General features: G+C 55.0%; 5 protein-coding genes and 1 pseudogene. All 6 read left to right on the forward strand.

Annotation, left to right across the window (positions count from 1 at the left end):
* Positions 1 to 7 precede the first annotated feature (7 nt).
* Positions 8 to 775: a thioesterase II family protein gene (locus tag VO84_RS15085; protein ID WP_058188398.1), complete on the forward strand. Its 768-nt coding sequence runs from the start codon at positions 8 to 10 to the stop codon at positions 773 to 775.
* A complete protein-coding gene (locus VO84_RS15090) occupies positions 768 to 4,181 on the forward strand; it encodes a beta-ketoacyl synthase N-terminal-like domain-containing protein (RefSeq protein WP_157439906.1) in 3,414 nt (1,137 codons plus the stop codon). The genes VO84_RS15085 and VO84_RS15090 overlap by 8 nt, the downstream gene beginning before the upstream one ends.
* Positions 4,178 to 6,409, forward strand: a complete 2,232-nt coding sequence (locus tag VO84_RS15095) for a type I polyketide synthase (RefSeq protein WP_058188400.1) — start codon at positions 4,178 to 4,180, stop codon at positions 6,407 to 6,409. The genes VO84_RS15090 and VO84_RS15095 overlap by 4 nt, the downstream gene beginning before the upstream one ends.
* Positions 6,406 to 12,921 (forward strand): non-ribosomal peptide synthetase, encoded by a 6,516-nt coding sequence (locus VO84_RS15100; RefSeq protein WP_058188401.1) that lies wholly within the window; start codon positions 6,406 to 6,408, stop codon positions 12,919 to 12,921. Before VO84_RS15095 ends, VO84_RS15100 begins: the two co-directional genes overlap by 4 nt.
* A complete protein-coding gene (locus VO84_RS15105) occupies positions 12,921 to 17,510 on the forward strand; it encodes a type I polyketide synthase (protein WP_058188402.1) in 4,590 nt (1,529 codons plus the stop codon). The genes VO84_RS15100 and VO84_RS15105 overlap by 1 nt, the downstream gene beginning before the upstream one ends.
* A gap of 27 nt (positions 17,511 to 17,537) precedes the next feature.
* A pseudogene (locus VO84_RS23365) lies at positions 17,538 to 17,957 on the forward strand (IS481 family transposase); the annotation flags it as partial.
* Positions 17,958 to 18,004: the final 47 nt, after the last annotated feature.

Here is an 18,004-nt window from a genome sequence, read left to right on the forward strand (position 1 = left end):
GGGATATATGCTCAGGCGAACTCGATATCGGGACAATTCAGCTGTTCAGCTGTTCTGCGTCCCGCACGCCGGAAATGGCCCTGCCGTATTTCGTGGATGGGCAGACCGATTAGCTCCCGAGATTGAAACTGTCGTCGTCGAACTGCCCGGACGAGAGTCGCGCTTCTATGACGTACCCTATCAGCGCATGGAGCCGCTTGTGAATGACCTCGCGGACGCGGTGATCGACTGCTTGTCAGCTGATCGGCCGTTTGCGTTTTTCGGTAACAGCATGGGAAGCGTAATTGCATTTGAGACATTGCACGAGATACACCGGCGGACCGGACGCGAGGCTCTGCACCTGTTCGTATCGGCTTGTGGCGCTCCGCATTGTCGATCTATTCTGCCGCCGATGGGCCACCTGGAAGATGAAGAGCTAATTCGTGAAGTGGACACACGCTACGGAGGCATTCCTGCACCCGTTTTGGCCGACAAAGAATTCCTTGCGCTGGCCCTACCCACTTTACGTGCCGATATCTGTGTGCTCGAAGCGTATCGACAGGATGAGCCTCAACCGCTGAAGTGCCCGATCACGGCCTTCGCCGGCAGGTTCGATGCAACTATACCTTTGGAGCAGGTGGAAGCATGGTGCGAGCAGACTTCAGCCACGTTCCAAAGTTTTGTCCTGGAGGAGGGACATCTTTATCTGGATAGCGCGCGTGATGTACTGTTGCGCAATCTGAGCCAGGCTTTGCTGGTTTCCGCCGCGTGCGAGAGAGAGGTTCCCAGTGACTAGTAGTGACCAGCGCCGGGAACCGATTGCCATCCTTGGAATGGCTCTGCGGCTTCCGGGCGAAGTTTCATCGCCGGAACAGTTCTGGGAGGCGCTTGAGAAAGGCCAGGATCTGATAGGCACGGTTCCACCGGAGCGCTGGAACGCTTCTTCCTTTCAAGGCTCTGACCCTGATGAAATCGGCACGATGTACGACATTCATGGCGGGTTTATTTCAGCCGTCGATGCCTTCGATGCGAGCTTTTTTGAGATGCATCCTCGCGAGGCCTCGAAAGCTGATCCCCAGCAGCGGCTGCTGTTGGAGCTCACATGGGAGGCGCTCGAGCGGTCATCCATCAATGCGCAGAGCCTGGCTCGCTCCGAGACTGGAATATGGGTCGGGATATCCAACAATGACTGGGCGCGGATACTGGTGGAAGATCCGCGGAAGATTGATGGTTATACAGGTATTGGCGGCTCAGGGAGTGTTGCGGCTGGGCGGATTGCACACTTTCTGGGGACCTATGGTCCGGCCGAGGTGATCGATACGGCGTGCTCCTCATCGCTGGTTGCCATTCATCACGCGGTGCAAAGTCTGCGCCTGGGAGAGACGAATCTCGCAATCGTTGGGGGCGCGAATCTGATCCTTTCTCCGGATCTGCACATTTGTTTCGCACGCAGCGGCATGTTATCGCGCAGCGGGCGGTGCAGTACGTTTGATAATGCCGCCGACGGCTATGTGCGTAGCGAGGGTTGCTGTGTCGTTGTATTGAAACGGCTGAGCGATGCACGGCGCGATGGCGACCCGGTACTGGCAGTCATCCACGGAACGGCTGTGAATCAAGATGGACGCAGCGCCCGCCTCACAGCACCGAATATTCGGGCGCAACAGAAGGTGATGCGATCGGCGTTGGCGGACGCTGGAGTTGAAGCCACTGCGGTGAATTATGTTGAAGCGCATGGGACGGGCACGCCGCTTGGCGATCCGATGGAGTTTCTCTCGATAGGGGCGATCTACGGCGAGAAGCGCAGCACACTCAGTCCACTTCGCATCGGATCGGTGAAGACGAATCTGGGCCATGGCGAAGGCGTATCGGGTCTGACCAGCCTGATCAAGGTCGTTCTGATGCTACAGTCAGGCCATTGCATTGCACCGCATCTTCATTGTTCTTCGCCGAATTCCCGCATTGACTGGAAGCGTTGGCCGATCGAAATCCCTCATACATTGACGCCCTGGCCGGAAGAGGATGGCGTTCATTTTGCCGGCGTCAGTTCATTCGGTTTTAGTGGAACGAATGCCCATGTGATTGTGGGTTCTGTCGAGCAAACGACGGATGCTGTGCCGGTTGTCGTAGCGCCTTCATCCCAGGAGGCGCTGCTTTGCATTTCTGCGGCCAGCCCGCAGGCGTTGCGGTTGCTGGCCGCGAGTTATATCGAATTTTTGCGAAAGACGGATGAGAGCTTTGATGGTATCTGCGAGAGCGCGTTGCGTACACGTGCCAGGCTGACGCAGCGCCTGGCAGTGAGAGCTTCCAACGCATTGGCCGCAGCAGATTCCCTGGAGAAGTGGCTTGCCGGAGATGCGGCTTGCGGAGTGGCGACAGGAAGCAATGGCGCGATTGAAAATGCTGCGTCTGATGATGCTTTGGCGCGGTTCGCCATGGAGTTTTTAACGGGCGAGAAGCTGCGGATTGAGTCTGCAAATTCAGGACGCATTGCATTGCCGCTCTATTCGTTCCAGAGGCAACGGTTCTGGTTTGGAGAGGCTCCGGAGATTCAATGGAGGCGTGAACGGGAGCAGGTTTGGCAAGCGGTTTGCGCTGAGGCAACGCGACAGAGCTTCCTGGGTCCTCTGGGATGGAAGCCGGAGAGTTATCCCGAGCGTTGGGCGGCGCTTGAGCGGCTGACTATAGCGTATGCGCGCAATGTTCTTTTTCGTGCCGGTGCATTCCCTGAGGGAGCCGCTGCAACGGTGAGCGATGTGATGGGGAGCTGCGGCTTTCAGCCCATCTATCGCAGGCTGGTTGGCCGATGGCTGAAGAATCTGGCTATCGCTGGAGTGCTTGCCGAGTCGAATGAGCGATATAGCCCAGTGGGGAAACTGGTCCCTGTTGCGCTGGAAGAGCTTTGGCGCGATGTGGAGAAAACACTCGGGGCAGAGCCTGGGCAGCTGACCTATTTCCGGCGCTGCGGAGATCTTCTGGGAGATGTGCTGGTGGGGAGAAGCAGCCCACTGGAAACGCTTTTTCCCGCTGGGTCGTTCGATTTGGCGGAAGCGCTCTATCAACAATCCCTGGAGGCACGATACAACAACGCCATTGTGGCGAATGGTATTCGCACCGCGGTACAGGGTTGGGGAAAAAAGCGCAATGTACGCATTCTGGAGATAGGAGCAGGAACAGGAGGTACCACATCCGCTGTGGCGCCTTTGTTGTCGCCTGAGGAGACGGAATATTGGTTTACAGATGTCTCTGAGATGTTCCTGCGTCGTGCGCGGCAAAATTTCGCACAGTTTCCATTTATTCGTTACGGTCATTTCAATCTTGACCGCGAGCCCGAGCAACAGAATGTGCCGGTCGGCTACTTTGATGTGGTTGTGGCAGCGAATGCTCTACACGCTTGCCGCAATCTTCCTCTGTCCCTAGGCCGAATTCAGCGAATGCTTTCGCCGGGCGGCATCCTTATCTTGATCGAGACGACGGTTCACCAGACGTGCTTTGACATGTCGATCGGCCTGATCGAAGGATGGCAGCATTTCGAAGATTCAGAACGCGCCGAAAATCCGCTGCTCTCCGAGAGCAGATGGTGCGAGGTTCTGATGGAGAACGGATTTGAGCATGCGATAAGCTTTCCGGGGAAGGATTCGCCGGCGTTTTTTGTGGGTCAGCATGTGGTGCTGGCGCAACGCCATTTCGGATCTTCGCATGATGATTCCCATGTTGCGGTTGGCGACCGCGTAACCGGAAAAGATGCAGACGGGCAACCGCAGGCAAGCGCGCCAGCTTTGTTCGCGGAATTGGGTGAACGCACGGAGGCTCGATGCGCAGATGCGGTTGACGGCGTTGTGCGTCAGGTGATTTGCAGGGTGTGCCGACTAACTATTTCTCCGGAGGAATTGAACGATCGGGATCGATTGGGCGATCTGGGAATGGATTCTTTAATCGCACTGGAGCTTCGCAATGAATTAGGCAAGGCTCTGGGGCTGGAAGGAAAGATTTCGGCGACGGTTGCTTTTGACACCGGCACTGTGGGGGAATTAACAAATTTGCTGGTGAGTCTTGTATCTCCAGTGATAGCGTCCGCTTCTCCGGCAAGAGGGCCGGAGAGCATTGCGGCTGCTCAGTCGAAGATAGTAAGTGCTGAGGCTTTGGAGGACATGACAGATGCCGAAGTGGAAGAGCTACTGAGGGAGCGATTGGCGGAACGATGAATTATCCGGATCAACCAAGGGAACCGCTCTCTCCAGTGAAGCTGGCGTTTCTGAAACTACAGGAGGCGGAGGCGCGCATTCGCGAGCTGGAAGCTGAGCAGTCGGGTCCAATAGCAATTGTCGGGATTGGCTGCCGCTTTCCCGATGCTGAAGAGGGGCCTGATTCCTATTGGCGTCTTCTCAGCGATCGTCATTGCGCGATCTCCGATGGAATGCAAGATCGATTGCGTACTACGGATGGCGTGGTGCAGTTGCCGGATTCAGCACGTGGCGCGGCACTGCTAAAGCAAGTCGATCTGTTCGATCCGCAACACTTTGGAATCTCGCCCCGCGAAGCGGCTGCCATGGATCCGCAGCAAAGACTTTTGCTTGAGGTGAGCTGGGAAGCGCTGGAGCATGCGGGTATTGATCCCTTCTCGCTCTACCAGACCAGGGCGGGAGTTTATATCGGAATTACTTCGCATGATTATGCGCAGCTGCAGACAAGAGGCGGCAATCTCAAAGAGCTTCATCCGCACTCCGCGGTCGGGGTGGCATCGAGTATTGCCGCCGGCCGGATTGCCTATACTTTGGGGCTGCATGGCCCGGCGATTTCAATCGACACTGCATGCTCATCGTCACTGGTTGCGGTGCATCTGGCGTCCGAGGCCTTGCGACGGCAGGAGTGCTCGATGGCTCTGGCCGGAGGCGTGAACCTGATCCTTGCACCAGAAGCGTCTGTAGCGTTTGCTCAGGCAGGTATGCTATCGGCAAGCGGCACCTGTGCTCCGTTTCTTAGTTCAGCAGACGGATTCGTGCGTGGCGAAGGCTGCGGCATTGTTGTGTTGAAGCGACTGAAGGACTCCGAAGCAGCCGGTGATCGAATCCTCGCGGTTATTCTCGGGTCTGCAGTCAACCAGGATGGACCGTCGAGCGGCTTGACGGCGCCGAATGGTTTGGCTCAACAAGCGCTGTTGCGTGAGGCACACCGCCGTGCCGGTATTGCGCCAGAGGAAGTGAGATATGTGGAGGCGCACGGCACCGGCACAAAGCTTGGAGACCCAGTGGAAAGTGAAGCTCTAGGAGCTGTATTTGCGGGAAGATCGGAAAAACTCGCTATCGGTTCTGTGAAGGCAAACGTCGGGCATCTGGAGGCGGCTGCAGGAGTGGCTGGACTGATCAAGCTGGTATTGAGCCTGGTGCATGGAGAGATTCCGGGGCAACTTATGAGACGCGGCTTGAGCGAGTACATTCGGTGGGATGAGCTTCCGCTTGAATTACCGGCGGAGACAAGCGCCTGGATGCCCATAGCAGGGCGCCGCATCGGCGGAGTGAGTTCGTTCGGATTCAGCGGCACCAATGCACATGTAGTGGTGGAGGGATGGTCGAGCGAAGAAGATCAACGTGAAGTGCCTGAGGGATCTGACGTTTTGATGATCTCGGCACGAACTGAAGGTTCACTGCGGCGGTTGGCTGAGAAATATTCGATGTATTTGAGAGAAACAACGTGGAACTGGAGCGAGATTTGCCACACTGCGAGCGTAGGGCGCGCGGCGCTGGCGGAGCGGCTAGCTGTGGTTGCGGGCAGTCGAGACGAGGCCGCCGAGAAGCTGTCGGACTGGCTGAGTGGGAAAGCGGCAAACGGAGTTTACCGAGGGCATGTAAAAGCTGCGCGCCGCGGAAATCAGGGGCAAACGGATGAGTTGACTCCAGAAGCTTTCGCGGAACTTTTTGCCCAGGGCGGCGATGTGAATTGGAAGCGGCGCGGAGCCGGTAAAGGACTGCGCAGGGCGGAGTTGCCAATATATCCGTTTGAGCGAGAGCGCTACTGGTTCAAGGAGCGGAGTCTGGATCGCGAAGAAGCGCCAATGATTTCGCTTGGATCGACGGAGGCTAAACCGCACCTGGAGGATCTTCGATTCCTCCTCACAGATGCATCTGACGAGGAACGATTGGGAATCATCCGTAATTTTCTGCGCGGCGAGATTGCAAAAGTTTTGGAAATGAATGTGAGTGCAGAGCTGAGGGAAGACAAGCCTCTGGCGGAAATGGGTATGGATTCACTGATGGCGCTGGAGCTGAAACACAGCGTCCAGCAATCTTCCGGAGTGATGCTGCCTGCCAACTTCATGTTTGAATATCCCACAATTCAACAGGCCGCTGCATATTTGAATGCAATGATCGGGTCAAATCAGAAAGAGCCACGTTCGCTGACTCACTCTGCCGACTATGAGGACATCGCGCTATGAGATCGCTGATCGAGATGCTTTCCGATTTGCGCTCGCGCGGAGTGGTCCTGTCAATGGAAGGAGACCGCCTGCAATGCAATGCGCCGAAGGGAGTGATCACCTCGGAAATTCGCAGCGAGCTAGCTGCGCGAAAAGAAGAGATTCTCAACCTGCTAAAGACTTCGCTTGAAAACAACAGCCATGAGTCCAACGTGGACGCGGCTGAATTTTCACTGTCGAGTTCACAGCGCAGGCTCTGGTTTATTCAAAAGATGGATCCGCAGAATCCGGTTTATCACATGGCAGTGGCCATTCAGATGACCGGTGAATTGCAATGGGGTGCTCTCGAGAATAGTCTTCGCATTCTTGTCAACCGGCATGAATCTCTTCGAACTGCTTTTCATGAGAGCGATGGCAAACCATTCGCACGGATCATAGAGAGCAATACGTGGAATCCTGCTTTCGTTGATCTTGCTTATCTGGAGCCCAAGGCTGCCCAAGACGAAGCGACTCGGCGGGCGGTTGAAGAAGCTCGGACGCCTTTCGTGCTGGAGCAAGCACCGCTTTTTCGCGCAACTCTTTATCGCACCGACTCTGATCATCATTTGTTGATGCTGGTGATGCATCACATCATTTCCGATGGATGGTCGCTTGGCATTCTCGCGCGCGAGCTTGGGATGATTTATTCCGACCTGCGCTCTGGTAAAGAGCCATCGCTTCCGCCTCTAATCTCACGATTTCGCGATTTCGTACGGTTGGAGAGTGATGCGGTGCAGCGAAATTCCGAGGCTCATCTCGGGTACTGGCTGGAGCGCCTCAGAGGACCTTTGCCGCTCTCGCAGCTTTCCGGCCGACGCAGACCTGCCGTGCCGAGCTTTCGCGGACAGCATTCCTCCGTGACGATCGATGCATATCTGCGTGATTCAGTTGAAGAGCTTTGTCGTGACAACGACGTCACTCCATTTATGTTTCTGCTCGCTGTCTTTGAAGTGTTGCTCTACCGCTACACGCGACAGACGGACCTATTGGTAGGAACTGCGAATTCCAATCGATCGCGAGGGGAGTTTTCTTCGGTCGTTGGATTTTTTGTCGACAATCTGGTCCTCCGTTGTGACATGAGCGGTAATCCGCGATTTCAGGACCTGCTGCGGCAGGTTCGGCGCGTTGCGCATGAGTCTTATGCTCATGAGGAGCTTCCATTCAGCGTGTTGATGGAAAGGCTGCAACCGGCCAGGGAATTGAGTCGAAATCCTCTGTTTCAGATTGCCTTCATCATGCAGAATGTCCCATTGGAGCCTATCCAGCTAGAGGGCCTTCGAATTGATGCGAAGCCACTCGACATTGGTATTTCTCCAATGGACCTCTCGATCGCAGTATGGCCAGAGGGCGGTGCGTACCGCCTCGATCTGGAGTATTGCACAGATCTTTTCGATAAAGAGTTTATTCATGACCTTCAGTCACAATACTTGAATCTGCTGCGACAGTTGTTGGACGATCCCAGGCAGCAGATTGACGATGTGCAGCTTGTGACGGAAGTGGAAAGCCGCAGGTTACTTGTCGATCTGAATGTTACAGCGCATCCGTATCCGTCTTCGCCCGTACATTCTGTTTTCGAAGAGTTCGTGCGGACACAGGGAAACGCGACAGCTTTGACGTTTGCCGACGGCGAATTCAGCTACGAGGAACTGAATCAGAAGGCGAATGCGATCGGCGCATGGCTTTCAGAGTACGGTCTCAATGCTGGATCCTTTGTGGCGGTGTGTGCGCCTGGAAGTCCGCTCGGCATTGCTGCCTTCCTCGGCATACTCAAAGCTGGGTGCGCGTACTTTCCGGTCGCACCGAGCGATCCACCTGAACGGCTCAGAAAGATGATGCAAGATGCGGGGACAACAGTTCTTCTGACCACCGCTGCTTTTCGAGAACGATTGATTTTACCCGAGGCCGTGTCTACCGCTTTGCTTGAAGAGATTTCCGCAAAACCCTGCGCTGAGTTTGCCGGCCCGGCTATCCATTCCGATGATCCCGCGTGTCTGCTGTTCACTTCCGGATCTACGGGGAGGCCGAAAGGGGTTGTGGTTCCGCATCGGAGTATCATGCGGCTGGTGCGAGGAACAGACTACGCGCGGTTTGCGTCCGATGAAGTCTTTCTGCAAGCTTGTACGCTGTCTTTTGATGCTTCAACTGCAGAGATTTGGGGAGCACTGTTGAATGGGGCGCGACTTGTGCTTATTGACTCGGAGCGGCCCAGTGTTGAGGAAATCAGTCGAGCGATTCGTGATCACGGCGTGACAACGTTGTTTATCACAACGGCTTTTTTTCATCATTTCGCCGCCTATCATCCAGACGCGATTGCTTCTTTAAATCAGGTTATTGTTGGCGGAGATGTTCTCTCGCCCACTCACGCAGCCCAGTTGCTTTATAAGTCGCCTGATATTCATCTAGTGAATGGTTATGGTCCGACGGAGAACGGGACGTTCACGACGACTTGTAAAGTGAAACTTGATTCGCTGGATGGAAGTGCCATCCCGATCGGGCGTCCAATTTGCAACACTCGTGTTTTTCTACTGGATGCAAATCGAAAACCCGTTCCTGTTGGTGCGACCGGTGAGTTATATACAGCCGGTGACGGCCTTGCGCTCGGCTATTTAAATGCGCCCAAAGAAATAGAATCACCTTTTGTGACGCTGAATTTTGATGAGGTGGGAACTGTACGGGCGTATCGTACCGGCGATCTGGCGCGCTATCGGTCGGACGGTATGTTGGAGTTTCTGGGACGAACGGACAAGCAGGTAAAGGTGCAAGGTTACCGTGTTGAGCCTGCAGAAGTGGAAGAAGCGCTGCTCTCGATTGATCGCGTCAGAGCCGTAGTGGTTTCGACGCGTATAGCAGCAGATGATAGTAAGCAGTTGGTTGCCTACGTTATCAGTCAATCCGAATCTGTTTTGTCTTCGGGTGATTTGCAACTTCAACTTCGCCGGGTTTTACCTCGCCATCAGATTCCTTCAACGTTTTTATTCATCGAGGAGATTCCGCATACTCCAAATGGCAAGATCGACTATGCGGCGCTTGACGCGCTTCCTCTTGAGTCAAAGATGGAAGGACGCGAGGTTCGCCTGCCGTCGGGTGAAATAGAGAAGAAACTTCTTGGCGATTTCAAGGACTTGCTCCACGCCAATGCGGCGACGGTTGAGGATGATTTGTTCTCTTTGGGCGGACATTCTCTGCTTGCGATGCAGCTTCTGTCGCGCATCACAGCCGCTTTCGGGGTGACCCTGTCTGTAGCAGATATTTTTCAGAACCCCACAGTGGAAGGGCTGGCGGCTCGCGTTCAGGCTGCGGGCGGAGTACCGGCGAAGGCACCATCCAAGAACACGAGAGTAAAAGATCCAGTCAATAGCAAAGAGCATGGGCTATCGCGTGCGCAACGGCGGTTATGGTTCCTCGATCAGATGGATCCCGGCAATCCCGTTTATAACATCGCGATTGCGCTCCGTCTTGATGGCCCACTTGACCGCGTTGCTTTTGAAGAGACATTACAAACGATCGTCAGCAGGCACGAATCGTTGCGCGCGCGGTTTTTGCAGCGGGATGGCTTGCCCTATGTCGATGTCGATGATACGCAGAGATTGTCCATTGACTTCGTCGATCTAGCCTCCCTTGCTTCAGAAGCCCAAGAGGATCAACTGAAGCAGTTGTTTTCCGTCGAATCTCAACGCCCCTACGTGCTCGACCAGGGGCAGCTATGCCGTGTATCGCTCTATCGGAAGAATCATCGTGAGCATGTGGTTCTGCTGGGAATGCATCACATCATTTCTGATGGCTGGTCCATTGGTGTATTGGCGCAGGAGCTTGGTCGTATTTACGAAGCAACAGTCAGGCGGCTGCCATGTCCATTGCCTCCACTGCCGATTCAATTCCGTGATTTTGTTCAATGGGAGTCGGAGCAGGAGAAACTATCATCTGGCAACGATCTGACATATTGGCGGAATCAACTCGGTGGTGAATTACCTTTCCTGGAATTGCCAGCCGATCGCCTCAGAGCGCCTGTGCAGGCTTTTCAAGGACAGCGGATTTTTGTTGATATTGATGCGGGCCTTGAAGAAAAGCTACAAAAAATAGCACGAGAACACAACGCCACATTCTTTATGGTCCTGCTTGCTGGCTTTAGCGTGATGTTACATCGCTACTCACGGCAGACGGATATTCTGATTGGCACCCCAACCGCCGGACGTACGAAGAGCAGCTTCGAAGGGCTGATCGGATTTTTTGTAAACAATCTGGTCTTACGAATTGGTTTGGCAGACAATCCCAGCTTTTCAGAATTGTTAAGCCACGTACGCAGCGTGGCGCTGGAAGCGTTCGAGCATCAAAGCACGCCATTCGATCAACTGGTGGAAATACTGCAACCGGAGCGAAATCTCGATCGAAGCCCCATATTCCAGGTTCTCTTTACTCTGCAGAATACGATGATGCCGCGCCTGCAGTTCGATGAGATGGTCATGGCGCCATTAGAGATTGAGCGGCTTCATGCTCGCTATGACCTTGCTGTGGATATTTATCCGCATGAAGGTCATTTCCGTTGTAGTTTCGAATTCAACACTGACATTTTTGAAGAGACATCCATTCGGCAGATGCTGCGGCACTACATTCGCATTCTTGAGATGGTTTGCGATAACGCACAACAGCAGATCGGCAACCTGCATTTGCTCGATGACGCAGAGCGGTGTCAGCTTATCCATGATTGGAATCGCACTGCGATGCCCGCGCCCGCTTATTCCAACGTGCCATCATGGTTCCGGGCGCAGGCTCGCACCAGTCCTGAAGCAATAGCTGTTGAGATGGGCGATCGTTCGCTCACATATCAGGATCTTGATATTGAATCCGACAGGGTCGCCGCCGATTTGCGCTCAGGTGGCATCGGACGCGGAACTATCGTTGGGATCTATATGCAGCGCAGTTCTAATATGGTGGTCGGACTGTTGGGCATCCTTAAGGCCGGGGCGGCTTACCTTCCTCTTGATCCAGCGCTGCCTTCCCACCGAATTGAGTTCATGCTTTCAGACGCGCAGGTTCCTCTCATCCTGACAGAGCGCGAACTACGCGATACCTTGCCGGCAACCGCTGCGGTGATTTGGCCGATTGAAGATGTGAGTAAGGAAGGCGATGCGCAGGTTCCTGATGATGTATGCAGTTCGGATCTTGCGTATCTGATCTATACCTCCGGATCAACCGGGAATCCGAAAGGAACAGAGATTCAACACGAGGCCTTTGTGAATCTCTTGCGATCCATGCTGAAAGATCCTGGCTTGAGAAAAGAAGATACGCTGGTGGCGATCACTACGATTTCGTTCGACATTGCGGGACTGGAGATATTTGGTCCCCTGATGTGCGGCGCGAAATTGGTGCTAGCTACGCGAGAACAGACTGTTGACCCTGAGCTACTGGCCGAGCTGCTGAACTCGACAGGCGCCACGGTTGTGCAGGCGACTCCGTCGACCTGGCGCATGCTAGTTGAGTCCGGATGGACGGGCAGGCCAATGCTGCGCATGTGGTGCGGCGGCGAGGCGCTATCGTTGAACCTTGCCGAGAGCTTGCTGGCGCGCGGCAGTGAGCTTTGGAATCTCTATGGTCCTACTGAAACGACGATCTGGTCATCGGTACATCGCATTCGAAGCGGTGAGACACAAATTTTGATCGGACGTCCAATTACAAATACCCAAATGTACATTCTGGATGACAATCTTGAACCGGCCCCGCCGGGCGTTGCAGGAGAGTTGCATATCAGTGGGGACGGAGTGGCCCGGGGATACTGGCGACGCCCCGAACTCACCGCGAGCCGTTTTCTGCCTGATCCTTTCGATACGATCGACGCTCGCAGAATGTATCGAACGGGTGATCTTGCGCGCTATCGCCGTGACGGTCAGATCCAATTACTTGGGCGAACGGACCATCAAATCAAGTTGCGCGGACACAGAATTGAGCCTGGCGAGATCGAGATTGCAATGGAACGGCATCCGGCTGTTCGGCAGGCAGTGGTTGTGTTGGATGGTGAGGGTATTGAACAGCGGCTGGTTGCATACGTTCGTTTTGAAGGCTCGGACGATGCCGATCAGCTTCGATCCTGGCTGCACCCAATCCTGCCGGACTACATGGTTCCTTCCATGATTGTGCCGCTTCAAGAAGTGCCTTTGACTCCTAATGGCAAGATTGATCGCAAACGCCTGCCCGCTCTGCGGGGAACATTGCCCGATCGGAGCGTCGACTCTATTTCAGCCCGAAACCGTACCGAACAGAGACTGAGCGAACTTTGGTCTGATCTTCTGCATGTCGAAAGGCCGGGCATCCGAGAGAATTTCTTTGATCTTGGAGGGCATTCGCTTTTACTGGTTCAACTCCACGCACAATTAAAACGTGAATTCAGCGCTAACATTGCTGTTGTGGATTTGTTTCGTTATCCCACAATCGAGGCACTCGCGTCGTTTTTAGACCGCAGAAGTGCCGAAGTCTCGTTGCCTGTGGGAGCTAATGCTTGATGAGTTCGTCCAATGAAATCAATCCATTGATGTCAGCCACATTTTCAGAGTCCATATCGAATTCGGAACGGTGGCCCGATGGCATTGCCATCATCGGCATGAGTGCGCGCTTTCCGCAATCACGCAATGTGCAGGAATTCTGGCAACATCTGGTTGCCGGTGACTCACTGATCGTAAATTTCAGTGAGGATGAGCTTCATCAGGCTGGCATTGATCAGGCAATGCTCAGAGATGCGAACTATGTTCGGCGCGGCAATGTCATTGAGGATGCAGATCAGTTCGATGCCGGCTTCTTCGGTCTGAGCCGCCGCGAAGCAGAAATCCTCGATCCACAGCAGAGGATATTTCTCGAGTGTGCCTGGGAAGCTCTGGAGAACGCAGGCCATACCGGCGAGGGTGAGCGCGTCGGTGTCTTTGCAGGCGTGGGAATGAACACCTACGTTCTTCAATTACTGCGGAATCCGGGAGTGCTGGCGAGCGTGGGCGAGTACCAGATGATGCTGGCCAGCGATAAGGATTATCTTGCTACACGCGTTGCGTACAAGCTTGATCTGCGCGGGCCCGCTGTTACGGTGCAGACTGCCTGCTCCACATCGCTTGCCGCTGTGCATCTTGCCTGCCGCAGCCTTTTGAGCCGCGAGTGTTCGATGGCACTCGCCGGCGGAGTTTCGATCTCTTTTCCGCAGGGAATTGGTTATTCCTATATTCCTGGCATGATTCTTTCGCCGGATGGGCACTGTCGCCCATTTGACGCGAATGCAGAAGGAACTGTGCCCGGACGCGGCGCCGGCATTGTCGTTCTGAAGCGGCTGTCAGAGGCAATTGCCGATGGAGATTCAATTATTGCGGTTATCCGAGGCTCCGCCTGGAATAACGATGGAGCCGGTAAGGTAGGCTACACGGCACCCAGCGTCGACGGGCAGACAGAGGTCATACGAGCAGCGCAAGCCGCGGCGGGTATTGATGGCGCACGCGTGGGATACGTAGAAACGCATGGCACGGCGACTGAACTGGGGGATGCGATTGAGTTCTCCGCTCTCACTCAGGTCTTCGCTACTGAGGAGCGCAAGCATCCTCTTGTGCTCAGCGCCGTGAAGGCGAATATGGGGCATGCAGATGCAGCGGCGGGCATTGCTGGTTTGATCAAAGCTGCGCTTGCAGTGGACACCGGAATCATTCCGCCTACTCCGGGATTCGAGATCCCCAATCCAGCGCTCGGAATTGAGAAGACGCCCTTTGTAATCAGTTCTTCTTCTCTAGATTGGGCGGGCGATGCAGAGCGTTGGGCGGGCGTCAGCTCCTTCGGAATCGGAGGCACCAACGTACATGTTGTCTTGAGTGCAGCGCCTGCGGCTGCAAGCAGCAATGCAGAACCGGTGCGATCACATATCTTTCCCGTCTCGGCGAAGAGCGCCTCTGCATTAAGCACTGCGTGCGAGCAGTTGTCGCAACGGCTGGCAGCAGAGAGTGACTTATCGGCCTCTGATGTTGCTACAACACTTCAATTGGGCCGGCGATCCTTCGGATTCAGGCGAGCAGTGGTTGCAGACAACTGCAGCGAAGCTGCAAAGCTTTTGATCAAGCCCGCCAGAAAACTCGAGCCAGGGACCCATTTGGACCGGGATGTCATATTTCTCTTTCCTGGACAGGGGCAGCAATTTCCGGGCATGGTCGAGGACCTGTATCGCAAAGACAGCGTCTTCCGGCGGACGATCGATGCAGGGTGCGACTTCCTGAAGGAATATGCAGAACTGGATGTGCGTTCACTTCTTGTAAACGGGGAGAGGACGTCAGAATCGTCCACCCGTCTGCGCGATACGCAGGTTGCACAGCCTGTGCTGATGCTTGTGGAATACGCTTTAGCAGAACGGTTGCGCTCTCTGGGAGTAGAGCCAGCCGGTTTACTTGGGCATAGCATTGGCGAACTCACTGCGGCCTGTGTTGCAGGTGTGTTTTCCTTTGAAGACGGCCTTCGACTTGCCGTCGAACGCGGCCGTCTCATGGCGCAGACTCCACCGGGAATCATGCTGGCTGTGATGCTGCCTCCTGAAGATCTGGCGCGCTATCTCGATCATGGTCTTTGGCTCGCTGCTGAAAACGGCCCGAAAATGTCAGTGGCATCAGGGCTTGTGGATGCGGTGGAAGAGCTTGAACGCAGGTTGGCGGTCGAGAGAGTGGCGACTATTCGCCTTGCCTCAAAAAATGCATTTCATACGCCGCTTATGGCCGAACCCGCAAAGACATTCCGGGGAATCGTAGCTGCTACTGTTCGCCATGCGCCCAGTATTCCGTGGGTTTCCAATGTGAGCGGCGGCTGGATCGGATTGGCGGAGGCGCAGGACCCGCAATACTGGGCAAATCAGATTATTTCGCCGGTGCGCTTCACTCGTTGTCTGGCGACCCTGGCTGAGCGTCGCAGGCTGCTGATCGAGGCAGGGCCAGGCGAAGCTCTGATCGGGATCGCGCGACAGCAGTTGTCGACCAGTGTCCTGATTCCTGTTCTGGGGGCAGATAATCGCAGGGCAACGGATGGTGTAATTTTCCATCAGGCTGTGGCCACTGCGTGGGAATGCGGCGTTAACATCCAATGGGAACGACTCAGTCCTAAACCAGCGGGACGACGGGTTCCTCTTCCGACGTATCCTTTTGAACGGCAGCGCTATTGGGTCGAGCCCGCATCTTCTGTTAACGAGACCGCGGTTTCGACAGCGACGCCACTCCTATCTCCTTTGCCCGCTTCCGATAGCGATTCTCCGGCGAAGCACGAAGACATCTCGAAGTGGTTTTATGCTCCCTGTTGGCAAGGGACGCCACCGGCCGGCAATGTTTTGCGTGCACGAAGCAAATCTGTTGAATGCTGGCTGGCGTTGGATGGGGAAGATCCACTTAGCAATGCATTGGTTTCGTCTCTTCGCGCGCAGGGATCAAAGGTCATCTGCGTGAAAGCGGGCGAACAGTTTCACTGGCAGGACGGAGACGTACGTGTAAATCCGTCCAGTCCGGCCGATCTGAAGACGCTGTGGGAGCAGATTGAGGCTGCAGGACTACGACCGGATGGGCTTCTATGTCTTCCCAGGTCCGGGCTCGAAGGTAACAAGGGATCTCGCTATGATTTCATTCTTCAGCTTCTGCAGATGGCTGGTACGCGCCAGCGATATCTGCGAAGGTTTGAGTTCATTACGAACTCGTTGGTAAGTGTGAATGGAGAGCCTGTCACGAATCGGGAAGATGGTGAACTGCTGGGCCTGGCGCGTGCACTGCGGGCTGAACTGGTTGGCGTGGAGTGTCGCTCTATTGATATCGAACTGCCTGAGGGCAACGTTGAGCCGTTGGTGCAGAACGTTCTCGACGAACTGTCTACATCTGGTCCGGGCCTCTCAATCGCTTATCGGCGCGGGCAGCGCTGGCAGAAGATATGGACGCAGGCAGCTCTGAAGGCAGACGCTAAGTCGCCGTTCCGGAGCGGCGGCGTTTATCTGATTACGGGTGGCGTGGGCGGCATTGGTTATGTTGCGGCGAAACATCTGTTGCAGGACCACGGTGCCCGTGTGGTTGTTGTGGGGCGGACCATACTTCCAGACCGGAGTGAATGGGAGTCCTGGGTTTCCGCACATGGAGAAGATCATGCAACATCGCGACGTATTCGCAGGATGCAGGAGCTTGAAGGCGCCGGTGGAGAGGTACTGTTTATGGCTGCGGATGTTGCTGATCGCGATGCCATGAAGGCTGTCATAGACCAGACACAAGCGAAGTTCGGACCAATTCATGGAGTGATCCACTCGGCGGGCGTTGCCGGCGGAAGCAGGATATTGTCCCAGCCAGTTGAAGAGGCTCGTGAGATTCGCAAGCCGAAGATAGAAGGGTCGCGCGTGCTTGCTGAGTTGCTACGCGATAGCGGCATTGATTTTCTTCTCTTCTGTTCTTCTATCAGTGCCAACTTTCCGCCTGCTTCGCAGAGCGCATATTCTTCTGCGAATGCTTTCCAAAACAGCTTTGCTGAATATTGTCGCGGAAGCTTGAAGATTCCTGCGTTTGCCATCGGATTTGATGCCTGGCGAGAAGTGGGAATGATGGCCGAGCTAGTGCTTCCTGAAGGGATGGAATCCTTCCGCGAGCAGGGAATGCGTCGTGCTATGACGAACGCTGAGGGTATCGAAGTCATTAGCCGTGTATTGGGGCAATGGCGTGGAGCGCACATTCTTGTGAGCACCTGTGATCTGGATGCTTCGGTCAACTCGACTACTCCCGCTGCTGTCGAGTTGCCGGATTCCGACGATGCGGTTTCCGCGGTTATTGACTCCAGTGAGTTGAGTGTCATTCTTGAGATATGGAAGGATTTGCTGGGCACCGATGCCATTGATCCGTCCGATAATTTCTTCAACCTCGGCGGGCATTCGCTCATGGCTACGATGATGATCTCGCGGATTCGGGAGCGGCTGGGCGTTACGCTTTCGCTGAAGGGTATCTTTGAAGCGCAGACGCCTGCGGCCCTGGCTGAGCTTGTGCAGATTGTGAGCGGACAACCGGCTGCCGGAGAGCATTCGGAAGCGCCGACGGAGGGTGAGGAGCGGGAGATATTTGAGATCTGATAAGCGCTTGGTTGTGGTGTTCGATTGCGGATGCATCGCACGCTAAAAGGGGACACGACGAAACCACCTTCGGCATCCCTCCGCGCACAGCAGAGCCGCTTCGATAACTTTCGCTATGTGTTTAATAACGAACGTCCGCATGAGGGCCTGAACAACCAAGTCCCAGCGAGCCTCTACCACCCCAGCTCGGTCCGACTACCACGCAAGTTACCGGATTTTACGTACCCGAAGAGTCTCCTTCTGCGACGGGTGAACAATAGCGGCGACATCAGCGGGCACAAAAACAGAGTCTTCATCCGCGAGGTATTTCGCTTCGAAGAGTTGGCGTTCGAGTTGATCACACCAGGGTTTTATAGAGTCTTCTTTCGAGACATGGAGATCGGAGAATTCAATGCGAACGAACTTCGTTTTAGAGCTGCACGACGAGTGGTCCGAGTTTGCCGATGAGCGCATTGGCCTGAATCGATGCGTTGGCGCAGGCTTGGAAACCGAGG

The sequence above is a fragment of the Occallatibacter gabretensis genome (assembly GCF_001449115.1).
Taxonomy (GTDB): domain Bacteria; phylum Acidobacteriota; class Terriglobia; order Terriglobales; family Acidobacteriaceae; genus Telmatobacter; species Telmatobacter gabretensis.